This window comes from Bacillus sp. FSL K6-2861, assembly GCF_038630725.1.
GTDB classification, from domain to species: domain Bacteria; phylum Bacillota; class Bacilli; order Bacillales; family Bacillaceae; genus Bacillus; species Bacillus velezensis.
The window spans coordinates 399,996-424,181 of sequence record NZ_CP152037.1; the positions used below are offsets into that span (position 1 = coordinate 399,996).

At 48.8% G+C, this 24,186-nt stretch carries 25 protein-coding genes; 15 read left to right on the plus strand and 10 right to left on the minus strand.

What is annotated here, in order from left to right; all coding sequences use genetic code 11:
• The first annotated feature begins 61 nt into the window (after nucleotides 1-61).
• Nucleotides 62-1,372 (plus strand): aminotransferase class I/II-fold pyridoxal phosphate-dependent enzyme, encoded by a 1,311-nt coding sequence (locus NYE62_RS01870; protein WP_342497195.1) that lies wholly within the window; start codon nucleotides 62-64, stop codon nucleotides 1,370-1,372.
• Between the two features lie 34 nt (nucleotides 1,373-1,406).
• Here NYE62_RS01870 and NYE62_RS01875 read toward each other — a convergent pair whose 3' ends face one another.
• Complete coding sequence (locus tag NYE62_RS01875) at nucleotides 1,407-1,946, minus strand: YcxB family protein (protein WP_241457881.1); 540 nt, start codon at nucleotides 1,944-1,946, stop codon at nucleotides 1,407-1,409.
• A complete protein-coding gene (locus NYE62_RS01880; RefSeq protein ID WP_059366607.1) occupies nucleotides 1,943-2,902 on the minus strand; it encodes a DMT family transporter in 960 nt (319 codons plus the stop codon). Before NYE62_RS01880 ends, NYE62_RS01875 begins: the two co-directional genes overlap by 4 nt.
• A gap of 121 nt (nucleotides 2,903-3,023) precedes the next feature.
• Here NYE62_RS01880 and NYE62_RS01885 point away from each other — a divergent pair, with 121 nt between their 5' ends.
• Entirely contained in the window at nucleotides 3,024-4,334 is a 1,311-nt protein-coding gene (locus tag NYE62_RS01885) for a PLP-dependent aminotransferase family protein (protein ID WP_095352410.1), read from the plus strand.
• On the opposite strand, the gene NYE62_RS01890 is transcribed toward NYE62_RS01885, so the two are convergent.
• The 6 genes from NYE62_RS01890 to NYE62_RS01915 form a co-directional block, all read right to left on the minus strand.
• A complete protein-coding gene (locus tag NYE62_RS01890; protein ID WP_039252813.1) occupies nucleotides 4,329-5,003 on the minus strand; it encodes a 4'-phosphopantetheinyl transferase superfamily protein in 675 nt (224 codons plus the stop codon). The two genes, NYE62_RS01885 and NYE62_RS01890, sit on opposite strands and share 6 nt — an antisense overlap.
• 97 nt (nucleotides 5,004-5,100) lie before the next feature.
• On the minus strand, nucleotides 5,101-5,730 hold the full coding sequence (locus NYE62_RS01895) for a YitT family protein (RefSeq protein WP_039252812.1): 630 nt from the start codon (nucleotides 5,728-5,730) through the stop codon (nucleotides 5,101-5,103).
• 99 nt (nucleotides 5,731-5,829) lie between these two features.
• Entirely contained in the window at nucleotides 5,830-6,573 is a 744-nt protein-coding gene (tcyC, locus tag NYE62_RS01900) for a cystine ABC transporter ATP-binding protein TcyC (RefSeq protein ID WP_007410246.1), read from the minus strand.
• 12 nt (nucleotides 6,574-6,585) lie between these two features.
• Nucleotides 6,586-7,290, minus strand: a complete 705-nt coding sequence (locus NYE62_RS01905; RefSeq protein WP_003156375.1) for an amino acid ABC transporter permease — start codon at nucleotides 7,288-7,290, stop codon at nucleotides 6,586-6,588.
• Nucleotides 7,277-8,074, minus strand: a complete 798-nt coding sequence (gene tcyA / locus NYE62_RS01910) for a cystine ABC transporter substrate-binding lipoprotein TcyA (protein WP_015416795.1) — start codon at nucleotides 8,072-8,074, stop codon at nucleotides 7,277-7,279. Before tcyA ends, NYE62_RS01905 begins: the two co-directional genes overlap by 14 nt.
• A 128-nt stretch (nucleotides 8,075-8,202) precedes the next feature.
• Nucleotides 8,203-9,075: a LysR family transcriptional regulator gene (locus tag NYE62_RS01915; protein ID WP_015416796.1), complete on the minus strand. Its 873-nt coding sequence runs from the start codon at nucleotides 9,073-9,075 to the stop codon at nucleotides 8,203-8,205.
• Nucleotides 9,076-9,166: 91 nt separating this feature from the next.
• On the opposite strand from NYE62_RS01915, the gene NYE62_RS01920 reads away from it, so the two are divergent.
• From NYE62_RS01920 to NYE62_RS01935, 4 genes are read left to right on the plus strand one after another with little or no spacing between them, the layout of a single operon-like run.
• Nucleotides 9,167-9,781 carry a non-oxidative hydroxyarylic acid decarboxylases subunit B gene (locus NYE62_RS01920; protein ID WP_094032062.1) on the plus strand — a complete coding sequence of 205 codons (615 nt, stop codon included), beginning with the start codon at nucleotides 9,167-9,169 and terminating at the stop codon, nucleotides 9,779-9,781.
• Nucleotides 9,782-9,783: 2 nt separating this feature from the next.
• The gene (gene bsdC / locus NYE62_RS01925) at nucleotides 9,784-11,205 is read left to right on the plus strand and encodes a phenolic acid decarboxylase BsdC (RefSeq protein WP_007410249.1); all 1,422 of its coding nucleotides are present in this window, start codon (nucleotides 9,784-9,786) and stop codon (nucleotides 11,203-11,205) included.
• 17 nt (nucleotides 11,206-11,222) lie between these two features.
• Nucleotides 11,223-11,450, plus strand: a complete 228-nt coding sequence (locus tag NYE62_RS01930; RefSeq protein WP_007410250.1) for a non-oxidative hydroxyarylic acid decarboxylases subunit D — start codon at nucleotides 11,223-11,225, stop codon at nucleotides 11,448-11,450.
• Nucleotides 11,450-11,911: a hypothetical protein gene (locus NYE62_RS01935; RefSeq protein WP_007410251.1), complete on the plus strand. Its 462-nt coding sequence runs from the start codon at nucleotides 11,450-11,452 to the stop codon at nucleotides 11,909-11,911. Before NYE62_RS01930 ends, NYE62_RS01935 begins: the two co-directional genes overlap by 1 nt.
• 48 nt (nucleotides 11,912-11,959) lie before the next feature.
• Here the strand turns inward: NYE62_RS01935 and NYE62_RS01940 are convergent, their stop codons facing one another.
• The gene (locus NYE62_RS01940) at nucleotides 11,960-13,438 is read right to left on the minus strand and encodes a peptide MFS transporter (protein ID WP_012116786.1); all 1,479 of its coding nucleotides are present in this window, start codon (nucleotides 13,436-13,438) and stop codon (nucleotides 11,960-11,962) included.
• 278 nt (nucleotides 13,439-13,716) lie between these two features.
• Here NYE62_RS01940 and NYE62_RS01945 point away from each other — a divergent pair, with 278 nt between their 5' ends.
• Nucleotides 13,717-15,462: a right-handed parallel beta-helix repeat-containing protein gene (locus NYE62_RS01945; RefSeq protein WP_342497196.1), complete on the plus strand. Its 1,746-nt coding sequence runs from the start codon at nucleotides 13,717-13,719 to the stop codon at nucleotides 15,460-15,462.
• Between the two features lie 92 nt (nucleotides 15,463-15,554).
• Here NYE62_RS01945 and NYE62_RS01950 read toward each other — a convergent pair whose 3' ends face one another.
• Nucleotides 15,555-15,776, minus strand: a complete 222-nt coding sequence (locus NYE62_RS01950) for a hypothetical protein (protein WP_007410254.1) — start codon at nucleotides 15,774-15,776, stop codon at nucleotides 15,555-15,557.
• A 121-nt stretch (nucleotides 15,777-15,897) separates the two neighbouring features.
• Between NYE62_RS01950 and gerKA the strand changes: the two genes are divergently transcribed.
• The 8 genes from gerKA (at nucleotide 15,898) to NYE62_RS01990 (ending at nucleotide 24,172) form a co-directional block, all read left to right on the plus strand.
• Nucleotides 15,898-17,538 (plus strand): spore germination protein GerKA, encoded by a 1,641-nt coding sequence (gerKA, locus tag NYE62_RS01955; protein ID WP_039252803.1) that lies wholly within the window; start codon nucleotides 15,898-15,900, stop codon nucleotides 17,536-17,538.
• Complete coding sequence (locus NYE62_RS01960; protein WP_020955315.1) at nucleotides 17,525-18,751, plus strand: Ger(x)C family spore germination protein; 1,227 nt, start codon at nucleotides 17,525-17,527, stop codon at nucleotides 18,749-18,751. Before gerKA ends, NYE62_RS01960 begins: the two co-directional genes overlap by 14 nt.
• A 24-nt stretch (nucleotides 18,752-18,775) precedes the next feature.
• Nucleotides 18,776-19,894 carry a GerAB/ArcD/ProY family transporter gene (locus tag NYE62_RS01965; RefSeq protein ID WP_012116790.1) on the plus strand — a complete coding sequence of 373 codons (1,119 nt, stop codon included), beginning with the start codon at nucleotides 18,776-18,778 and terminating at the stop codon, nucleotides 19,892-19,894.
• Nucleotides 19,895-20,061: 167 nt separating this feature from the next.
• A complete protein-coding gene (locus NYE62_RS01970) occupies nucleotides 20,062-21,387 on the plus strand; it encodes an LLM class flavin-dependent oxidoreductase (protein ID WP_094032085.1) in 1,326 nt (441 codons plus the stop codon).
• A 13-nt stretch (nucleotides 21,388-21,400) separates the two neighbouring features.
• Nucleotides 21,401-21,892 (plus strand): GNAT family N-acetyltransferase, encoded by a 492-nt coding sequence (locus tag NYE62_RS01975; RefSeq protein WP_144664498.1) that lies wholly within the window; start codon nucleotides 21,401-21,403, stop codon nucleotides 21,890-21,892.
• 28 nt (nucleotides 21,893-21,920) lie between these two features.
• On the plus strand, nucleotides 21,921-22,712 hold the full coding sequence (locus NYE62_RS01980; RefSeq protein ID WP_012116791.1) for an amino acid ABC transporter substrate-binding protein: 792 nt from the start codon (nucleotides 21,921-21,923) through the stop codon (nucleotides 22,710-22,712).
• Between the two features lie 22 nt (nucleotides 22,713-22,734).
• Nucleotides 22,735-23,409, plus strand: coding sequence for an amino acid ABC transporter permease (locus NYE62_RS01985; RefSeq protein ID WP_007410261.1), 675 nt, complete (start codon nucleotides 22,735-22,737; stop codon nucleotides 23,407-23,409).
• 13 nt (nucleotides 23,410-23,422) lie between these two features.
• The gene (locus tag NYE62_RS01990; protein ID WP_094032068.1) at nucleotides 23,423-24,172 is read left to right on the plus strand and encodes an amino acid ABC transporter ATP-binding protein; all 750 of its coding nucleotides are present in this window, start codon (nucleotides 23,423-23,425) and stop codon (nucleotides 24,170-24,172) included.
• Nucleotides 24,173-24,186: the final 14 nt, after the last annotated feature.

The window sequence follows — 24,186 nt, forward strand, 5'->3', positions numbered from 1 at the left end:
CATTTATCAAAAATTTTATGTTATGATTTGATGGAATATAATTTTGAAGGGATTGTCGTACATGAATGATGCAGCAAAAGAGCTGAACAGAACATTATCTGAAGAAAACCCGCACGTGCTTCATATGCTTTCTGATTTGGGCAGAGAGTTGTTTTATCCGAAAGGGGTGCTGACACAATCGGCGGAAGCGAAAGCCAAGGCCGGAAAGTATAATGCCACGATCGGGATTGCCACCTCACAGGGCGAGTCCATGCACTTTTCCCATATTCAAGAGACACTGTCCGCCTATAACCCCGATGATATCTACGATTATGCTCCGCCGCAGGGAAAAGAGCCGCTCAGACAGGAATGGCTGAAAAAAATGCGTCTCGAAAATCCTTCATTAGCCGGCAAAGACATCAGCACGCCGATCGTGACAAACGCTTTAACACACGGGCTGAGCATCGCCGCCGACTTGTTCGTCAATGAAGGGGATACACTGCTTCTGCCTGATAAATATTGGGGAAATTACAATTTCATTTTCGGTGTCCGGCGCAAGGCATCCATTGAGACGTACCCGCTTTTTCAGCAGGATGGGCGTTTTAATGCGGCGGGGCTGTCCGAGCTGCTGAAAAAGCAGGAAGAAAAGGCGATTGTCGTGCTGAATTTCCCGAATAATCCGACAGGCTACACGCCGGGGGAAGAGGAAGCGGCAGAAATCGTCAGCGTGATCCTGGAGGCGGCAGAAGCCGGCAAAGAGATTGTCGTACTCGTAGACGATGCGTATTACAATCTGTTTTACGATGAAACGGCCATTCAGGAATCCATCTTCAGCAAACTCGCCCAAGTGCACGACCGGGTGCTTTGCGTGAAAATAGACGGCGCGACGAAGGAAAATTACGCGTGGGGCTTCCGCGTCGGTTTTATTACGTACAGCACAAAAAGCGAAAAAGCGCTGCGCGTGCTCGAGGAAAAAACAAAAGGGATTATCAGGGGAACGATTTCAAGCGCCCCGCACCCGTCCCAAACGTTTATGCTGCGGGCGATGCAGTCACCGGAATACGAGAAAGAAAAATCGCTGAAATATAACATCATGAAAAAACGGGCTGACAAAGTGAAAGCCGTTCTTGCAGAAAACAAGCACTATGATGACGTATGGAAGCCTTACCCGTTTAACTCTGGTTATTTCATGTGTGTCCGGCTGAAAGACATAAACGCCGGCGAATTGAGAGTATCGTTGCTTGAAAAGAGAGGAATCGGGACGATATCCATTAATGAAACCGATTTGCGAATCGCATTTTCATGTGTTGAAGAGGAACACATCGCGGATCTGTTCGAAGAAATTTATCAGGAAGCAAAGCAGCTGCAGAAACAGGCGGAAATATCAGGCTGACAAAAAAGGAGGGGGACACCCTCCTTTTTGTCTTTTATTCTGTTACATTTACTTTCCCATTCACATTTTCCCGGAGCATTTGCCTGAAAACGGCGATATCTTTTTGCGAATAGAAAAGTCGTTTCGGCAGCAGAAGTGTTCCGTAACCCGATGTTTGTAATCGAAACATATCTTTGTGCTCCCTAGCCGAGAGCAGTTCATCCCATTCAAAAAGAATGCTTGCGTTTTTTTGTTTTTGGCTGATTCCGAGCTGATGAATCGTAATACTTCTGGCAGATTTCAGCCGCGGATTCGTTTTGTATGTTCTGTAAAGACGGAAGAATGAGATTGCCGTTGCGATCACCGTGACTGCCAAAGAGAGAATCACAGCTGCAAGGAAATTCAGGAGAGCTCTGACGCTCCATGTGCCGCCTGTAACCGGGCCGTTCATTTCAAAACAGATGGCAGAAGCCAGCAGCATAATCAAAAAACAGACAGCCGCGGATTTTCCTTGATGATAAGCAAAGTGTTTTCTTACATCGGCAAATGTTAAGCAGCCCGCGAGATAGATATTTTCATTTCGTGTGTTGATCATATTCCGTCTTCGTTTCCTTTCATTTTTCCCCTATGTCGTAATATGCTTTTTTTCCGCCGTCCTGAAGCATTGCTTCCCAAGACTCCGATGACGATACAGACGGCGCCGGCGATATGATACCAGCGGAGTGACTCATGGAGAACGAGGACACCCGCAAGCATCGTCACGATGACGGACAAATTGTTAAAGGCGCTCATCTTAAACGCTTCAATCTTGGACAGCGCGTAGTTTGACATCAATGATGTAATGAGAGAAGACAAAATGCCTAAATACAGAATCGCTGCGATAAAACCGGGATCGCGGAAGGGCAGAAAATACTGCCCGATCGTTCCTTCCGCTCCGTGCCGGAAGAGAGCGATGCAGTTGAAGGAAGCAAAGCCGATCGCAGACATGCACCAGGTCAGCTCACCCAATGAAAAACGCTGGGTCATGCGTCTCGCTGCCGTATTGTAAAGGGCGGAGGACAGCGCGGACAACAGGATCAGGAAAGCACCTTTAAAACTCGCCGATTCCGCGGACACCCCTTTCATTGTGAAAATAAATACCACCCCGGCCACTGACAGGCATGTGAATCCCTTTTGCGCCCATGTCGGACGTTCCTTTAAAAAGTAAGACGAAAACAGCATCGTAAAAATCGGGATGGCGGCTTGAATGATACCGGCTTCCGATGATGAAGAATACAAAAGGCCGAACGCCTGAAAACTGAAAAACAAAGCCGGATATAAAAGGGCCAAAGGCAAGATCGCCAGCACATTCTTCCAGCTGACGGACAGTTTGATCCAGCCGAATAAAACAGGAAGCATTGCACAGATGAAGGCCGCTGTGAACCGATGAGCCAATATATCAAACGGATTGGCGGATTGAAGCGCAATCTTGACAAATATAAAGGAAAAACCGATAATCAGCGCATTTAAAATGGCAGCGAGGTAAGCAGCAGCCAAACGGTTTTGATTAATCATCTTTACGAACTCCTTTAATGAGATCGAGCGCCGGCCGCTCCCTTTTATTGTATGGGAAGGGAAGAAGCAGTACAATGAGAATAATGATAAACTGTACCGGTACAGATGGAGGTTCAGCATGGAAAAGTATATGAACGTGATGATAGAAGTGGAGAGTCTCATTGAAGGCGGCACTTTTCAGGAAGGGGCGCGGCTGCCTTCTATCAGGCAGCTGGCCGAGCGTTTTCACGTCAGTAAAAGCACCGTCATCCGTGCGCTTCAGGAGCTTGAAAAACGGCACATTATTTATGCCGTGCCGAAAAGCGGCTACTATCTTATTAAAAATGAAAAAAAGCGGGAGCGAGAACAAACAGGTATCATTGATTTTGCAGCCTCGGCGCCGGACCCTGATATTTTTCCGTACCGCGACTTTCAGCATTGCATCAACAAAGCCATTGATATGTATAAAAATGATTTGTTCATTTACGGCACGCCGCAGGGGCTTCCGTCTTTAATCCGGGTGCTTCAGAGGCTGTTATCCGATTATCAGGTATTTGCAAAAGAGCGGAACATTTTTATCACCTCGGGTGTGCAGCAGGCGTTATCCCTGCTGTCTCTGATGCCGTTTCCGAACGGAAAAAAGAAGATTTTAATCGAACAGCCGGGCTATCATCTGATGGTGGAGCAGCTTGAAGCGCTGCGCCTTCCCGCCTGCGGCATTAAACGGACGGCTGAGGGGCTTGATATGGCGGAAGTCGAGCGGCTGTTTCAAACGGAGGAAATTAAGTTTTTTTACACGATGCCCCGATTTCATAATCCGCTCGGCAGCTCTCTGACAGAATGGCAAAAACGAGAGCTTGTCCGATTAGCGGAGGCGTATGACGTTTATTTGGTTGAGGATGATTTCCTAGGAGATTTAGAGGACAATCAGAAGGCAGACCCGCTGTACGCCTACGATCTGTCTTCCCGCGTGATTTATTTGAAAAGCTTTTCGAAAATGATTTTTCCGGGGCTGCGTGTTGGAGCGGCTGTGCTCCCGGATTCGCTGGCCCCGGTTTTCCATACGTATAAAAAGCTGAGCGATATCGACTGTTCGATGATATCCCAAGCGGCCCTTGAAGTGTATATCAAAAGCGGCATGTTCAAAAGGCATAAAGAAAAAATCCGGGCCTCTTACAGAGCACGTTCCGAGCTGCTCCAAAACGCGCTGCAGGAGTACGGCGGTTTTTCTGTAAAGCAAACGTCGATCCATACCCATCTCGTGCTGGAGAAAAGCCTTTCCGCTTCAAGAGTTGTGCAGCGTCTGAAAGCGCAAGGCGTGCTGGTGGAGCCGATTGAGAGCCATTACCTATCGGATTTTCCGAAAGAAAATATCATCAAACTCAACGTGTCCAACGTCAAGACAGGGGATATCACGCGAGGCATCAAAATGCTGACGGATTGCTTATAACAGCTCTTCATACGTTTTCATCTCAATCCCGTCACAAAAATCGGGATGCGCCGCACAAACGGCCAGCTTATACTCCTCGTCCGCCTCATATGTGCGGATGAAACAAGGTTCATGTCCGTCCGGAAGTTCAATGGACACATGGCCGTCGTCTTTGAGGCGGACGCTGAATGAATCAAGCGGCAGGGAAAGCCCTTTTCCGGCCTGTTTGATAAAGCTTTCTTTCATCGACCACAGGTGGTAAAAATAATCGGTCTGCTGATCGGGGTGTTTCGCTTGCAGATCACTGTATTCCGTCGGCGAAAAAAACCGTTTGGCGATATCAACCGTGCCGGGCTTCATTTTTTCAATATCAATGCCGATCGGTTTTGAATCAACGGCGCACACGATCCAGCGACCGGAGTGGGAAATATTAAAGTGCATGTCCGGAAGCGCGGGGATGTACGGCTTTCCGTATTCCTGAACGCTGAATGAAATCCCGGCCGGATCAAGTCCGTAAGCCTTCGCCGCAGCGGTGCGGATCAGCATGTCGCCGATCAAGGTGCGGTGAGCATCCTCCTTATGGTAAAAGCGCCGGCATTTTTCCCGCTTTTCGGCGGACACGGCCGCCATCATCCGATCCTCTTCCCCTGCAGAAAGCGGGCGGTCCATATATACTCCGTAAATCTTCATGTCCGATCCTCCGTCTGAAAATATTGTCAAAACCATCCTATCATATCAGACGAAAGCTGTCCGAAAATAAAAAAACAAAACCGTTTCGGCTTTGTTTTTAATGAACGGACGTTGCCCGCCCGGAGATCGCGTATGTTAACAGTTTAGAGGACTGCGGCAAAGAAAAACGCAGAATCAGCCCCGTCAAAACAGCCGTAATAATGGTTCCGGCACCGATAGGTCCGCCCATCATCCAGGCTGCGGCAAGAATCGTCAGCTCAATGCCGTTCCGCACCCATTGCACGTTCCAGCCCGTTTTTTCAGATATCAGCATCATCAGAGAGTCCCGGGGGCCCGCGCCGAGCCCTGCTGATACGTAAATACCGACGCCGCAGCCGATCAGCAGCAATCCGATAGAAAAAAACACGGCCGCTAAGGAAAAAGCGTGCGTCTCAGGAAGCAGAAACGAAAAGAAATCAATAAACATTCCCATCAGCACCATGTTTAAGATAGCGCCGATTTTCGGGAGTGTCCTTGTGAACAGGCAGGTTAAAGCCACGATGACTGCGCCGACCACGATGGACCATTGGCCGACAGAAAACCCGAAATGCTGAAAAAGCCCATAATGAAAGGCATCCCAAGGGCTGATGCCGAGAGCTTTTCCTTTAATGGTTAACGATACCCCGAAAGACAAAATTAACAGACCGGCAAAATAAAACGTCCAGCGCATCAAGAATTCCCGCTTCAAAGAGGCCCCTTCTTTCATAAAATTTCATTAATTGTCATTGTAGCATAACCGCCAAAAAAAAGAAGAAGCGAAATCAGTGTTTCGCTTCTTCTCCCGCTCCTACAAAGGATTCAGTATACGATTTAAAAACCGTTGCGTGCGTTCTTCTTTCGGCGCGGAGAAAATTTGCTCCGGCGGTCCTTGTTCCACAATGACGCCGCCGTCAATGAAGATGACTTCATCGGCCACTTCCTGCGCGAATTTGATTTCATGGGTGACGACGACCATCGTCCAGCCTTCGTTCGCCAGATCCTTAATCACTTTGAGCACCTCGCCGACCAGCTCCGGATCAAGCGCTGACGTCGGTTCGTCAAACAGCATCAGCTCGGGCTGAATCGCAAGCGCGCGGGCGATGCCGACACGCTGCTGCTGACCGCCGGAAAGCTGGAACGGATATAAATCCATTTTGTCTTTCAGTCCGACTTTTTCCAGAAGCTCCATCGCTTCTTTTCTGACTTGCTCCTTGTCGCGTTTTTGCACTTGAACGGGTCCTTCCATGACGTTTTCAAGCGCCGTGCGGTGAGGAAACAGATGATACGCCTGAAAGACCATGCCTGATTTGCGGCGGAGGCGAAGAATATCAGCCTGCTTCACTTTTTTGGAGAAATCTATTGAAAAATCGGAGAATGCCAGCTCGCCGCGATTGGGAATCTCAAGCGCGTTCAGACAGCGCAGAAGCGTCGTTTTTCCTGAACCGGACGGCCCCAGAATGGCGATGACTTTCCCTTTTTCTATCTCCATATCTATCTTTTTTAAAATTTCATTCTGTCCGAATGATTTATTTAATCCTTTGACGGAAAGCATATCGAAACCTCCTTATTTGGCCACATAACGGTCGAGACGCCGTTCGATCACGTGTTGTACGATTGACAGCAAGAAGCAGATGATCCAATAAATAAAGGCGGCTTCAATATAGATGACCAAGATTTGATCAAGGTTTTGCGCGCCGATTTCCTGCGCTTTTCTGAACAACTCCGCGACGAGAATCTGTGACGCGAGAGATGTATCCTTGATCAGGCTGATAAATGTATTTGATAATGGCGGAATGGACACGCGAAACGCCTGCGGCAGGATCACGCGGAACAATGTCTTGCGATAGGTCATGCCGATCGTATAACCGGCTTCCCATTGCCCTTTCGGCACGGATGAAATAGATGCCCGGATGATTTCAGAAGCGTAGGCGCCCACGTTTAATGAAAACGCGATGACTGCGCTTGGGAAAGGGTCCAGCGTAATATTAAATGTCGGGAACAGATAAAAAATGATGAACAATTGAACGAGAAGAGGAGTGCCGCGCACCGCTGATACGTATACGCTGAACACCCATCTCAATGGTTTCATATTTGACATTCTGGCGAGCGCCGTAATCAGCGCGATGATCATCCCGAAAATAAAGGAAAGAATGGTAAGGGGAATCGAGTAATAGATTCCCCCGGAAAGAATCGGCCAGAATGACTGCTGCACCAGATCCCAAGGAATGGCTGTTGCAATCACGGGTTCCGGCATGTTACTTAGAAACATCTTCGCCGAACCATTTTTTCGCTATTTTAGAAAGAGTCCCGTCCTCTTTCATTTCTTTTAACGCCTTGTTGACGTGAGTCACAAGTTCGCCGCTTCCTTTTCGGAATGCGAAATACGTCTGCTGCGGCTGGCCTGCTTCAAACGCGATTTTTACGTTTTTATTGCCGGACGTTTTTAAGTAGTTCAGTACGGCAAGCTTATCGTTGTAAGTCAGATCAGCGCGGCCCTGCTGAATGAGCTGAAGGGATTGCGCCATGCCTTCAACGCCTTCAATTTTCGCGCCGGCTTCTTTCGCTAATTTATTGTAATTGCTTGTTAATGACTGAGCCGCTGTTTTTCCTTTGACATCAGCCTCTTTCGCAATCGTGCTGTCTTTTTTCGTCACGACGACTGCATTTGACGTTGTGTATTTATCCGAAAAATCATATTGGTTCTCACGGCCCGTTTTGCCGACTTGGTTGGCAACGACGTCAAACCGTTTCGCGTTTAATCCGGCAAACATGCTGTCCCATTGCGTTTCTTTGAAGTCAGCTTTCAGATCGAGGCGTTTCGCGACTTCTTGAATCACTTCAACATCATATCCGGTCAGTTTGTCACTCTTTTTATCATGGAAGGTAAACGGTTCGTACGTTCCTTCTGTGCCGACGGTCAGTACGCCTTTTTTCTTGACAGAAGCCCAAAGATCGCCGTCTTTTGACTTAGATCCGCTGTCCTGTGAGTTTCCGCAGGCTGCAAGCATTGCGATGCTGACCATCATGAACAAAGCGAATAATGCTTTTTTCATCTTCTTTATTCCCCACTTTTCTGAGTAGTTTTATTGAGAAAAAATAGCTCCCAATTGTAAAGGATAACTTTTTTTTAGTATGAGTCAAGTAATTGGTTTTCATAAGCGGGAATTCTTCGTGTTCCGGATCAAAATAATTCCAAAAACTGTCTGACCGGCTTCGGCAGATAGCTGTCTTTTCTCCAGATGACGGCCGGTGTCATGACAAACGGGTTGTCTTCGATGATAACCGTTTTGACATGCGAGCGCATATGGACGGGAATCATCGTCAAAGGCAGAATTGTGGCGCCGAACCCTGATGATACGAGGCTCAAGAGCGTCGCGGAGTCATGGCATTCACAGACAACCTGAAGGTCGAGACCGTACTGTTCACAAACTTGGAGGACTTGGTCATACACACCTCTTCCATTGACGGTGCGCAAAAGGATCAAAGGCAAAGAGGCGATGTCATTCAGTTTAATCGTTTCACCGCACAGTCGTTTTGAATGCTCGGACAGCACCAATACACACGGAATGTCTTCAAGCTCCTTCGATTCAATGCCGTCGTTTTTAATCAAGGTGGTGGTGACGGCGGCGTCAATCTGCCGGGTTTCCAGAAGCTCGAGCAGTGAGACAGGCTCATCTTCCCAAATGTTAAAGGTGAGATGCGGAAACCGCTCTTTCATCTGTGACACTTTCTCAAGCATGAGCGCGGCGCAGTAAATGGTTGACCCGACGGCAAGTGTCCCGGCCACCTCCTCCTTCAGCTCTTGTACCTCGATAATGGCATCCTCAAACTTATGAAGAATCTCTTTCGCTCTTTTCAAAAAGACATTTCCTTCATATGTAAGGGTCATGTGTTTCTTTTTATTGCGGTCAAACAGAATGACGCCCAATTCTTCTTCGAGCTGTTTCAGCTGTCTGCTTAAAGGCGGCTGTGCCATATGAAGCTTTTTGGCGGCCGTCGTGATTTTCTGCTCTTGGGCAATGGTGATGAAATAACGCAATTGCCGGATATCCATGAGAACGCGCTCCTTTCTTTTATACCTTTAAGGTATGATACATAGATTTAACGAATATTTTTCATATGGATATATCAGGAGTATGATGGTTTTGACACCACATTTCAAGCGTAAAGGAGGGGTCGATATGAAGCTCGTCATCGGAATGACCGGGGCAACGGGAGCCATATTTGGGATCAGGCTTTTAGAATATTTAAAAGCCGCGGAGATCGAAACCCATCTTGTCGTGTCTCCTTGGGCAAATGTCACCATTACACATGAAACCGATTATACGTTAAAAGATGTCGAGAAACTCGCATCCTATACGTATTCTCACAAAGACCAAGCCGCGGCGATTTCAAGCGGCTCGTTTGAAACGGACGGGATGATCATCGCTCCGTGCAGCATGAAATCACTGGCAAGCATCCGCACCGGAATGGCTGATAATCTGCTGACAAGGGCGGCTGACGTCATCTTGAAGGAGCGGAAAAAACTTGTGCTGCTGACAAGAGAAACGCCGCTCAGCCAAATTCATTTAGAAAATATGCTAGCGCTTACAAAAATGGGTTCCGTCATTCTTCCGCCGATGCCTGCATTTTATAACAAGCCGGCTGACATGGATGAATTGATCGACCATATTGTGTTCCGGACGCTCGATCAGTTCGGCATCCGTCTGCCGGAAGCGAAACGGTGGTACGGAATTGAAAAACAAAAAGGAGGAATCTGATAATGGCCTATCAGGATTTTAGGGAATTTCTCGCCGCTCTTGAAAAAGAAGGGCAGCTCTTAACAGTCAACGAAGAGGTAAAACCGGAGCCGGATCTGGGCGCCGCTGCGCGTGCAGCCAGCAATCTCGGGGATAAAACCCCTGCGCTTTTGTTTAACAATATTTACGGACATCACCATGCGCAGGTGGCTCTGAATGTCATCGGCTCGTGGCCGAATCACGCAATGATGCTCGGCATGCCGAAAGATACGCCTGTTAAAGAACAATTCTTTGAGTTCGCCAAACGGTACGATGCATTTCCGGTGCCGGTCAAACGGGAAGAAACCGCGCCGTTTCATGAAAATGAAATAACGGAAGATATCAATCTATTTGACATCCTTCCGCTATTCAGAATCAACCAGGGGGACGGCGGCTATTATTTGGATAAAGCGTGCGTCATTTCCCGCGATCTTGAAGATCCGGACAATTTCGGCAAGCAGAATGTCGGCATTTACAGAATGCAGGTAAAGGGAAAAGACCGCCTCGGCATTCAGCCCGTGCCTCAGCATGATATTGCGATTCATCTTCGCCAAGCTGAAGAACGCGGCGTGAATCTTCCCGTTACGATCGCGCTCGGCTGTGAGCCGGTGATTACGACAGCTGCTTCAACTCCGCTGTTATACGATCAATCCGAGTATGAAATGGCCGGCGCGATTCAAGGGGAGCCCTACAGAATCGTCAAATCTAAACTGTCTGATTTAGACATCCCTTGGGGCGCTGAAGTCGTTCTGGAAGGAGAGATCCTTGCGGGAGAACGGGAATACGAAGGACCTTTCGGTGAGTTCACGGGCCATTATTCAGGCGGCCGCAGCATGCCGGTGATCAAAATCAAACGGGTATATCATAGAAACAATCCGATTTTTGAACATTTATACTTAGGCATGCCGTGGACGGAGTGCGATTATATGATCGGCATTAATACGTGCGTGCCGCTTTACCAGCAGCTCAAGGAAGCTTATCCGAACGAGATTGTCGCCGTGAACGCGATGTATACGCACGGCCTGATCGCCATCATTTCAACGAAAACGCGCTACGGCGGATTTGCCAAGGCGGTCGGCATGCGCGCCCTGACCACGCCGCACGGACTCGGCTACTGCAAAATGGTCATTGTCGTGGATGAGGATGTCGATCCGTTTAACCTGCCGCAAGTCATGTGGGCGCTCTCAACGAAAATGCATCCGAAACACGATGCAGTCATCATTCCTGACCTGTCCGTCCTTCCGCTTGACCCGGGGTCTGATCCGGCAGGGATGACACACAAAATGATTCTTGACGCCACGACGCCCGCCGCGCCGGAAACAAGAGGCCATTATTCTCAGCCGCTTGATTCTCCGCTGACAACGAAAGAGTGGGAACAAAAACTGATGGACTTAATGAATCAATAAGAAAGGATGAGGTTGCAATGAAAACATGCCCGCGCTGTGAATCGAAAAAAGGAGAAACCGTCAGCCAATCGCCGGTCAAAGGCGCTTGGGAAATTTACCAATGCCAAACCTGCTTTTTCACATGGAGATCCTGTGAACCGGAAAGCATCACGAATCCGGCGGCATTCAACCCGGCATTTAAAATCGATCCGAAAGAAACGGAGACGGCCGCACATGTTCCCGCTGTTCCGGAAAGAAAAGCGTAATGCTGACGGAGCACTTGCCGGAGGCGCTTTACACACTTTTAGACGGGACGGAGCTTGAAAAAAAGCAGCACGACGCATTTGTGCTCCAATCCGTGACAAAAGAAGGCCGTCCGCACGCGGCCATGATCAGCGCCGGTGAAATCGTGGCCGTGAGCAGAACAAATCTCCGGCTCGCCTTATGGAAAAACACGACGACCGTAAGCAGCCTTCTGCATTCGGGACAAGCTCTTTTCATCGCCTGGCACGGAGGAGCCGCATATTACGTCACATTGGAATGTGAGGCGCTTCCGCCGCTGAAAGAGGCGAAACACGAGCGGGAACGGTTCAGCTGCCGCGTGATCACCGTCAAGGAAGATCGGGCGAAATACGCGGATCTGACATCCGGACCGGCCATCCAGCTCCACGAACCGGAAGATGTCTTGAAGAGATGGAGAGAAACACTTGAGGAGTTAAAACAATAGACGCATCAAAAAAGCCTGCGGACGATTCCGCAGGCTTTTCTTTATCTGTTATTGAACGCCTTTCATCGCCCGTTTAATAACGGGAGACAGAAGAATCAAAATAATACCGAGAATGATCGAAACAAGACCGATTGAGCCGAAGTAGGCCGCTTCAGAAATCTTATCAAACAAACCGACTACTTTTGCGTTCAGGGCTTGACCGCAGGCGTTTGTTAAAAACCACATGCTCATCGTCTGCGCTGAGAAAGCGGCAGGCGCAAGTTTCGTTGTGACGGATAAACCGACCGGTGAAAGGCAAAGCTCACCAAGCACAACCAAAAGGAAGCTGAGCACAAGCCAAAGCGGGCTCACAAGCTCGCCGCTTCCGCCCATAACCGGAAGCACCATGACTAAAAATGATAATCCGGCAAGGATAATGCCGATCGCGAATTTAATCGGTGTTGAAGGCTGGCGTTTGCCGAGCTTCATCCAGATCCAGGCGAAGACCGGCGCGAAAATAACGATGAATAATGGGTTCAGAGACTGGAACCATGAAGACTCAAGATGCATGCCCGCAAAGGAAAGTCTCGTGCGCTGATCCGCATATAAAGCAAGAATCGTCGCGCCCTGCTCCTGAATCGCCCAGAACATTGCCGCTGCAACAAACAGCGGAACATAAGCCGCAAGCCGTGATTTTTCCGTTTTCGTCGCTTTTTTGCTCGTGAACATCACGATAAAGTAAATAACCGGAATGACAATGCCGAGGATACTGACGGTATCAATCACACGCTGGATCGTCAGCCAGCCGGTTTGAATCAGAACGATGATAACGGCTGCTGCGATGACCACTCCGATTCCCGTGCCGATCACTGATGATTTAGAAATCGGATTCGGTACATTGGAGCCTGCTTTGCCGAGGTATTTCTTTCTCGTAAGAGCGAAAACAATCAGTCCGAGGAACATACCGGCCGCGGCGCATCCGAAGCCTAAGTGGTAGTTGTACTTCTGTCCGAGTGTTCCGACAATTAGCGGCGCAAGCAATCCGCCGAGGTTGATCCCCATGTAAAAGATGCTGAAACCTGAGTCGCGGCGCTCGTCTTCCTTCGTATATAAATCTCCGACAACGCTGGATACGTTTGGTTTAAGCAGGCCGGTTCCGATAATGATCAGAGCCATGCTGGTAAAAAACGCTGCCGTGCTGCCAGGGAAGGCAAGAGCGATGTGCCCGAACATAATTAAAATTCCGCCGTAAAATACGGTGTTTGCCGTGCCGAATACCCGGTCGGCCAGCCATCCGCCGATGACGCTCGACATGTATACGAGAGACCCGTATATGGACATGATGGCAACTGCGGTCGTTTTATCAAAGCCGAGACCGCCATGAGCGACTTCCGTATATAAATAGTAAAGCAATATGGCTCTCATACCATAGTAGGAGAAACGCTCCCAAAATTCGGTGAAAAACAGTGTGAACAAGCCGCGGGGATGACCGAAAAAGCCTCGTTGCGGCACAGTTTCTGTTATAGAGTCCTTATCAATAGATGCCACCTGAGCCAACCCTTTCTTAAAAAAGTGTATTACAAAAATCATATTCTTATATAATACTTGTGTCAATATAATTTATACTGAATTCAAAAAATTCCAGAATGAAAAGATATTAAAACGTTGAATATAGACGAATTTTCCTGATTCCAATGACTTATTTTGTTATATTATCTGACTAAACTATCTTTATAAACTTTTTTAATAAAATTTAAAGTATGTACAGGCGGAGCGGGATATGGCGGAATAAGATGACAATAAGAGAGGAAGGAGGAGATTATCACTTGCCGAATCGTATATTGGATATTACGGATTGCGGTGTGGCGGCAGACGGAAAAACCGATGTGACGGGCGCCATCAACCAATGCTTGGCCAAGGCCGTCAGCGAAGGCTGTCATACGGTGTTTTTTCCGCCGGGAACCTATAAAATCAACGGCACGCTTGGCGGGGACAGCAGCCAGCCGTTTCGGAACGCCGGGATTAACGTGCCGAGCCATCTCACCATCGTTTTAGATCCGGAATGCACGATTAAAGTGGCGCCGAACAGCTCCTGGGGCTACTCGGCTTTCTATATAGGCAGGCGTGAAAATGTCACCATCACCGGCGGCCGGATTATCGGGGAACGGGATGAACACACGTATACCAATGTCCCTTTGCGTTCGACCCATGAATGGGGGTTTGGAATCTGTATTGAAGGCAGCAGCAATGTGCTGATCGAAAATGTGAAGATTTCGGATTTTACGGGAGACGGCATTATTGTCAGCCCGCTCGGGTTAAAAACAAACAGTGATTACGAAACTTCAGAACAGGTGACCATCCGCCGCTGTGAGATCAGGCAGTCAAGGCGAAACAACATTTCAATCACCGGCTGCAATACCGTTACGGTGGAAGAATGCGTGATTGAAGACGCCGGGCAAGGGAACGGAACGGCTCCGAAATTCGGAATCGATATTGAATCGTACGGAGAAGGCGATATTGATTATGAAGAAGCTCTTCATATTACGGTCCGCAACAACTTCTTTTCCGGAAACGCCGTAAGCTCAGTCACCAACTTTAACGGATATAATGTGTTAATTGAAGGAAATCATTCCGATAACACAATCAGCTACGGGTATGGGGCACATACCGTCATTTCGGGGAATATCTTCTTTCGGTCAGACGGCGGCTCAAGGACCGCAGTCGCCGGACAAGGTGTGTCACAGGGACAGGACAGCAGCAATGCCGTCATTTCCAACAATCTGATTACCGGTTTTTCCACCGGAATAGATGTAAGGGGAAAAAGCGTCCTCGTCACCCATAACAAAATCAGTCAATTTGAAAATACGGGCATTTCCGTCTATCAGGCGGAAGATGTGACCGTTGACGGCAATGTCATTGAAAACGGACGTTCCGAAACGAGACGAAGCACGGGGATGCGGGCGACGCTGTCGGAAAACGCCGTCTTTATGAATAATACTCTGAATCAGGTAACGGACGGAATCAGCATGTCGGCCGGCAATATCACCGTAAAACAAAATGTGCTGAAATCGTTCAGCCGGGGCATATGGGTCACAGGCGGAAATGCCGTTATTGAAGGAAATACGCTGATTCCGAATGCGTATCAGGGCGTCGCGGAGTCCTATGCCGTATCTGTGACAAATGACGCCAGGGCTGTCATCAAGGGAAATCTCTTCAAAAGCTACAAAAACTATCCCATTTTCAGTTCAACATCCTCGGGAACCTCTGTCATCAGCAACCGTTTTGAATCATCACCGCTTATCGTTACCGTGTATCTGAATTCAGGCACGCATGAAGTCATAGACAATACGCTCACGATCAACCGAACGGCGGGCAGCCCGATCGGCATCTATCTGAACGGATCCTCAAATTCCCTCGTGTCGGGAAATACCATCAACAACCTTTCCGCCGCTTCTGCTTCCGCCATCCAAACCAATTCCTCCGCAAGTACTAAAATCATCGGCAACCGCATTATCAAAGGCGTCATTGTGAAACACGCGACAGATACGGACAGCGGAAATATCGTCATCTGAAAACAATCTGCATCGGAAAAATAAAAAGAACACATGAACTCCGAAAGAAGGAGGGATGTGTTCTTTTTTGACACAATACAGCCGTGCGCCTGTCAGGCATCTTTTTTACCTGATTTATATAAAACGATCATTTCTCTGATTAAAAAGAGGGCGAATAAAAACAGCATCAGCCATTCTGAGAAGGTGGTCAATTTAAAAGCGGACAGGTTGTTTTGGACCGCTCCATAGAAACTGAAACCTTGCAGCATATCTATCGTTACTGAAATGATCAGACAGGCAGCCAGCAAAAAAAATGAAACCCCCAATATTTTCATGCGCATCACTCTCCCTTTTTATCCTTTTCGATTACGCAGAACTTATACAGACTTTCCGCCGTGCATAATCTTTTGCCGTACAGGAAGAATATGAAAAAAACGAGGAAAGGTTTTTTGCGATATGCCGCCATTTTTTAAGCAGAAGAAACAAAAAAAAGCCGATCAAAACGACCGTGACAATGAAGGCAGAAAAGAAGCGGACAGCCAGCCGGACAAAGAGCGGGATGAGCCGATCTCCCTCAGCTTAAAGCAAAATATGAAGAAGCTGTCTGAGAGGTTCGGCAACAGTGCCGATGTCGTCATCCGCCGGCTGAAAATCGGAAAAGAAGAGCTTCCGGCTGCAATTGTGTATATCGCCGGTTTGGTAGACGAACAGCTCGTCAGCCAATCCCTTCTGGAGGATTTAATCGACATCCCGTCTGTTCAGCCGGAACAAGCGGTCTGCCTGATATACGACAAAACGCTTGCGATCGGCGGGGTGAAAGAGGCAGAAAAATGGAAAAGTCTTTATGCCGGGCTGGTGGCGGGCAGCACGCTCATTTTTGTCGACGGGGCTGACAAGGCGCTGATCGCCAGCACGGAAGGGGGAGAGCACCGGTCCATTCAAGAACCGAGCACTCAGGTCTCTTTCCGCGGCCCGCGGCAGGGATTCACTGAATCTCTGCAAACCAATATTTCCATGATCCGCAGGTATGTAAAAACGCCTGATGTATGGGTTGAAAAAATGGAGATCGGACACGAAACGAATACGGATGTCGCGCTGATGTATATTAACGGAATTTGCGATAAAAAGCTGATTAAGGAAGTCCGCAAGCGGCTGAAGCACATTGACATCGACAGCATTCTGGAATCCGGATACATTGAACAGCTCATTGAAGACGCGCCGTTTTCTGTGTTTCCCACCGTATATCATACGGAGCGGCCGGACGTCGTGGCGGGGAATCTGCTGGAAGGACGATTTGCGATTATCGTGGACGGAACGCCGTTCGTTCTCATCGCGCCGGCCTTATTTATTCAATTTTTTCAATCCGTTGAGGATTATTATTCACGATTTGATATCGCCACCAGCATCAGGGTGCTGCGGGTTTTGATCTTCTTCATTTCACTGGTGGCGCCGGGGATTTATGTGGCGGCGACGACCTTTCACCAGGAAATGATTCCGACGCAGCTGCTGATTGTCATCGCGGCTCAGCGGGAGACGGTGCCGTTCCCGGCCGTGATTGAAGCGCTGACGATGGAAGTGGCCTTTGAGATTCTCAGGGAGGCGGGTGTCCGGCTTCCGAGAGTTGTCGGCTCCGCCGTTTCCATAGTCGGAGCGCTTGTCATCGGCCAGGCCGCCGTACAGGCCGGCATCGTCTCCCCGGCCATGGTTATCGTCGTCGCCCTGACGGCGATTGCCAGCTTTGCGACCCCGGCTTTTGACATGGCGATATCTGCGCGCCTGATCCGGTTTCTCTTTATTCTGTCGGCGGCGGTCATGGGATTTTACGGGCTGATTCTGGGCATTATCATGATGTTTGTCCATCTGTGCGGCCTGCGTTCATTCGGATTTCCGTATATGTCCCCGCTCGCTCCTTTAACCCCGGGCGGGCTGAAGGATTCCCTTCTCCGAGCTCCGTTATGGGCGGATGAAAAAAGGCCGGGACTGCTCGTGCAGGAAAACAACAGGCGCCAAGGGGAACATCAAAGACCGAAACCGGAGACATCCAGAGGAATGGTTAATAAAGATGTAGAAGAGGGCGACGGTAATGAAAAGACGTAAATGGATGCTTATCCTTTGTACGATGGTTTCCCTTATGTTTGTATCCGGATGCTGGGATAAAAGGGAGCTGACCGATCTAGCGGTGATCTCCGCCATCGGTATTGACCGAACCGAAACGGGAAAATACGTCCTTCACTTGCAAATTATCAATCCGGGAAACGTGGCCGGCGGTCTGCAGGGCGGCGGAGCGGGAGACCGGCCTCCGGTTTCCGTCTATTCGGTGTCCGGAGACAATATGACGGAAGCTTTGAGAAAAGGCTCGATGAAAGTGTCCAGAAGGCTCTATTTTGCGCATACGAATCTCGTGGTGTTCAGTGAAAAACTGGCGAAAGAGGAAGGGCTCAGTTTTATTCTGGACAATCTTGACCGCGACACCGAATTCAGGACGACCGCAACCGTTGTGATCGCGCATAATTGCAAGGCTGAAGACATTATTAAAGTGCTGACGCCGATTGATAAAATCCCTTCCAATAAAGTGAACAAGACGCTCAGCTTCACGCAGGAACAATACGGCAGAGTCATTAAAACCAGCCTTCAGGACGTTCTGATTGATCTCGCTTCTCCGGCCGGGTCGCCGTTTATTCCTGGTTATGAAATGCACGGAGACGATAAAGCCGGTCCTACGATGGAAAATACGCAGACAACTGAACCGAAAGCAGTGCTGTCAGCGGACGGACTGGCGGTGTTCAAAAAGGATGGGAGGCTGGATTACTGGATTGAGGATGACGACAGTGTGGGGGCTGTATGGCTGCTCAATAGGATCAAGCATACGTTCATCAATGCGGATTGGAAGAACGTGAAGCATGCAATCAGTCTGCAGGTCACCCGTCAGAATACAAAGGTGACGGCCACTTTTCCGAACGGAAAACCGCATATTCACGTGCATGCTCAGGTCGAGGGGCTGGTGGACGCTGTCAGATACCCTTTCCATCTGTCTGATCCGCAAGTGCTGATGACGATGCAAAAGGCGCTCAGCGTGCAGCTTGAGAAAGATATCACCAAATCGATTGAAGATATAAAAGCCCATAAGAATGACTTCGTCGGCTTCGGAGACCTGATCTATCGGAAGCATCCGGACAAATGGAAAAAGTTCAAAGGGAAGTGGGATGAAGAATATTTCCCCAATCTCCCCGTAGATGTCAAAACGGAAGTCATTATCAGAAGAACGGGCTTGCGGAATAATCCTCTCTCAGACAAGCTTGAGCATGATTGATTTGAGGAGAAAGGAGCGAAGCGTATGGAAAATGCGAAAATCGGCACGCGTCAGCTGTTTATTATGATCATTTTGTTTGAATTGGGCAGTTCGTTATTGATCCCGCCGGGCACGATGGCCGGGCGGGATGCATGGCTGTCCGTGCTTCTCGGGTGCGTTATCGGTCTCGGACTTTTCTACGTTTATCAGGCGCTGTATCAATTTTTTCCTGAGTCTTCTCCGAGAGATTACATGAACGAACTGATCGGCAGACATCTGAGCTGGGCGGTCTCCCTTCTTTATATTCTCTATTTTGCTTATATCGCCGCCCGCGTATTGCGGGATTTCGGCGAAATGCTTGTCACCTTCGCCTATCAGGACACGCCGATTTTAATTGTGAATGCCATGCTGATGATCGCCGCGATATTTGCGGTCAGAAAGGGAATTGAAGTGATAGCGAGAGCCGGCGAGCTGCTGTTTGGCATTATGTATTTCCTGACAGCCGTCGGGCTGATCCTCATTATCAGCTCAGGCACGATAAACCTCAGATTTCTCCAGCCCGTTTTAGCGGAGGGTGCAGGAACGGTCATTTATTCCGTGTTTAAACAGACGATGTTCATCCCGTTCGGTGAATTAATCGTGTTTGTCATGATTTTCCCTTATTTAAAAGATCGGAAAAAGGTGAAGAAAACCGGATTTCTGGCGATTATCATCAGCGGGCTGTTTTTGGCAATGTCAGTGGCGATTAATATTTGTGTGCTGGACGTCAACTTAATGCTCCGCTCTCAATTTCCGCTGCTGAGCACCATACAGACAATTAAAGTGGAAGAGTTTTTAGACCGGCTGGATGTCTTTTTCATGCTCGTGCTCGTCATCGGCGGTTTTTTCAAAGTCAGCCTTTTTACATATGCGGTTGTCGTGGGCGTGTCCACGCTGTTTAAAGAAAAAAATCCGTCCCAGCTGGCCTTCCCGGTCGGATTGGGGGTGCTGATTCTCTCCATCAGCATCGCAAGCAATTTTTCGGAACATATGAATGAAGGCTTAAACATTGTGCCGATCTATATTCATCTTCCGTTTCAAGTGCTGTTCCCCGTTTTGCTGCTTATCATTGCCGTTATTAAGAAAAAGGTCAAAGGGACCGTCTATACAGTTTCGAAGAAATAACCCGGCCGGTGCGCCGGGTTATTTTAAAATCATGATTTTTGTCTTAATGCATTGACAAACTTGCCTGACAATTGTACATTTTGATTTATTCTTATAAAATTACTAGGAAATATAGGTTTAGTGGTGTTAATAAGTTCCGAACCGTATTTCAGAATAGAAGGAGATCCATCATGACAAAGAAAAAAGAAATCAAACTCGGTGTGTTTCTCGCGGGCACCGGCCATCATGTCGCTTCTTGGAGACATCCTCAGGCACCGGCGGACGCGAGCATGAATTTGGATTATTTCAAAGAACTGGCGAAAACAGCGGAGCGGGGGAAATTGGACATGCTGTTCTTGGCGGACAGTTTATCAATAGACGGCAAATCACATCCGAATGTGCTGACGCGCTTTGAGCCGTTTACGCTTCTGTCGGCGCTCGCTCAGGTCACATCCCGCATCGGTCTGACGGCGACCGCGTCTACCACATACAGCGAACCGTTCCATATCGCGAGACAATTTGCATCACTTGATCATCTTTCCAACGGCCGCGCGGGCTGGAATGTCGTCACATCTTCGATTGAATCGACCGCGCTTAATTTCAGCGGCGAAAAGCATCTTGAGCACCATCTCAGATATCAGCGCGCGGAAGAATTCGTTGAAGTCGTCAAAGGATTATGGGATTCGTGGGAGGAAGACGCCTTTATCCGTGACAAAGAATCAGGAGCATTTTTCGATAAAGGCAAAATGCATGAATTGAACCATAAAGGAACATATTTCTCCGTGAGAGGGCCGTTAAATGTCGCCCGCACACCTCAAGGGCGCCCGGTCATTATTCAGGCCGGATCATCAGGAGACGGAAAAGCGCTGGCCGCCAAAACGGCGGAGGTCATTTTCACCGCGCAAAATCATTTGGAATCCGCGCAGGAATTCTATCAATCTATTAAAGAACAAGCGGCTTCTTTCGGCCGTGATCCTGAAAAAATCGCGATCATGCCGGGAATTTTTCCCGTTATCGCCGATACCGAAGAAGAAGCGCAGGCAAAATATGAAGAGCTCCAAGACCTCATCATTCCGTCTGTCGGCCTGAACATTCTGCAAAACTATCTGGGCGGCGTCGATCTTTCCGCCTGCCCGCTTGACGGCCCGCTGCCTGAATTGGATGCGGATGCGTCGAATGCCGTTAAAAGCCGCTTCAAGCTCGTTCAGGAGATGGCCAAACGCGATAACATGACCATCCGCGAGCTGTACAAATATGTGGCGGGTTCAAGAGGCCATCATATCTTTGTCGGAACGCCGGAACAGCTTGCCGATAAGATGGAAGAATGGGTCGGAAAACAAGCTTGTGACGGCTTCAACATCATGCCGCCGCTTTTGCCTGAAGGTCTCACTCTTTTTGTAGACAAAGTGATTCCGATTTTACAAGAACGGGGCGTGTTCAGAAAAGAGTATGAAGGAACGACGCTCAGAGAACATTTCGGACTGGAAAAACCGGCAAACCGATATGCCGACTAAAGGAGGGCTCATCATGTTAAGACAATACCGGCTCGCAACGGAGGCAGACGCTGATGAGCTGCTTTCACTGACACTGCGGGCGTATGAACCGATCCGAAAGCTCGGCATCAACTTTGCCGCTGCCACGGCGGATAAAGAACTCGTATTAACTAACATACAGAAAAACGCCTGTTACGTTTTGGAGGAAGACGGCCGGATTCTGGCGACGATTTCTCTGCGGATGCCGTGGGGGCCGAATCCCGGGCCGTACGGTGTTCCTCATATTTGGTGGTTCGCCGTCGATCCTGAAACCGGAAAAAAAGGGACGGGCTCAGACATGCTGGAGTGGCTGGAGAATACAGTGCTCCGCGACACATTAAAAGCGCCTTTCGTGTCACTGGGCACAGCGGATAAGCATCCGTGGCTGATCGGCATGTACGAGCGGAAAGGCTACGTCCGTGCAGGCGAAAAGGACTTAGGAAAAGGGCACATCACCATTTATTTGAAAAAACAATTGCAGGATTAACATTTTAATAGGAAAAGGCGGGATTTCAATGAAGAAGAAAACATGGGCTTTGCTGCTGTCTGCCGCACTTTTGGCGGTCTTATCAGCATGCGGAAACGGAAAAGAAAGCGAAGGCGGCGATAACGTACTGCATGTAGGCGCCACGGGACAAAGCTATCCGTTCGCATATAAAGAAAACGGCAAGCTGACCGGCTTTGACGTGGATGTCATGGAAGCCGTCGCGAAAAAAATCAACATGAAACTGGACTGGAAGCTGCTTGAATTCAGCGGACTGATGGGAGAGCTCCAGACCGGCAAACTCGACACCATCTCTAACCAGGTCGCTGTCACGGACGAACGCAAGAAAACGTATAACTTCACAGAACCGTATTCATATGCGGGCACTCAAATCGTCGTCAAAAACGATAACAAAGACATCAAATCAGTCAACGATCTAAAAGGAAAAACAGTGGCGGCCGTTCTGGGCTCAAACCACGCGAAAAACCTTGAGAGCAAGGACCCGGATAAAAAAATCAACATGAAAACGTATGAAACACAAGAAGGCACGCTGAAAGACGTGGCTTACGGACGGGTTGACGCTTATGTAAACAGCCGCAGCGTCCTGATCGCCCAGATCAAAAAGACCGGTCTGCCTCTGAAATTAGCAGGAGACCCGATTGTCTATGAAAAAGTCGCTTTCCCGTTTGCGAAAGATGCGGCTCACGATAAAATCCGCAAAAAAGTAAACAAAGCCATTGAAGACCTGCGAAAAGACGGCACGCTGAAAAAGCTGTCTGAAAAGTACTTTAAAGAAGATATCACAACAGAAGCAAAGCATTAAGAAACGGCGGTGAAAATCGAGAATGAACAGCATTGATTGGGGATTTATGTTTTCAGCTTTTCCCGCGTTAATCGAAGCCTTGCCGATCACATTACTAATGGCCGTCGCAGCCATGGTATTTGCCGTGATCGGCGGCCTTATATTAGCGCTTATCACAAAAAATCGTGTTCCTGTGCTTCACCAGCTGTCAAAGGTGTATATTTCATTTTTCCGGGGCGTGCCGACGCTCGTCCAGCTTTTCTTAATTTATTACGGCCTGCCTCAGCTGTTTCCCGGAATGAGCAAGATGACGGCGTTAACTGCGGCGATTATCGGGTTAAGCCTGAAGAATGCCGCCTACTTGGCTGAAATCTTCCGCGCGGCGCTCAACTCAGTAGATGAGGGGCAGCTTGAAGCCTGTCTGTCTGTCGGAATGACAAAATCCCAGGCGTACAGACGGATCATTTTCCCGCAAGCCGTCAGAAACGCGCTTCCCGCGACGGGAAATACGTTTATCGGCCTGTTAAAAGAAACATCGCTCGCCTTTACATTAGGAGTGATGGAAATGTTCGCCCAAGGAAAAATGTACGCATCAGGCAACCTCAAATATTTTGAGACGTATTTAGCCGTCGCGGTCATGTACTGGATTCTTACGATTATTTACAGTGTGCTGCAGGATCTGCTCGAACGGGCGATCAGCAAGCCTTATCGCACATAGGAGGAGGCTCAGGATGATACAAGTCAGACATATTCGAAAAGCATTTAAAGACCTTACCGTACTTGACGGGATCGATCTTGAGATCAAAAGCGGCGAAGTCACGGCCATCATCGGCCCGTCAGGCTCGGGAAAATCAACGCTCCTCCGTTGTTTGAATCTGCTGGAGCGCCCGGATGACGGAATCATTGAAATCGGTGATGCAAAGCTGAATGCAGCGTCCTATTCGCGCAAAGACGTTCATAAGCTTCGCCAGCAGACGGCGATGGTGTTTCAGAATTACAACCTGTTCAAAAACAAAACCGCCCTGCAAAATGTGACAGAGGCGCTGATCACCGCGCAAAAGAAACCGAAAAAAGAAGCGGAACAGATCGGTATGGATCTGCTGCGGCAAGTCGGTTTAGAACACAAAGCGGACAGCTACCCGATTACGATGTCAGGCGGGCAGCAGCAGCGGATCGGGATTGCGCGTGCCTTGGCCGTTGATCCTCACGCGATTTTACTGGATGAACCGACTTCGGCCCTTGACCCTGAGCTTGTAGCCGGGGTGCTCCAAGTCATCAAATCAATTGCCGAAAAACAGACAACCATGATCATCGTCACGCATGAGATGGCTTTTGCTCGTGAAGTGGCCGACAAGGTCATATTTATGGCGGACGGACGCATCGTTGAACAGGGAACGCCGGAAGAGCTGTTTGACAATCCGCAGAACGAACGGACGAAAAAATTCATTAAGCAAGTGGGAGAGCCCGCCGAACTTGTCTAAGAAGGGAAGAAGAA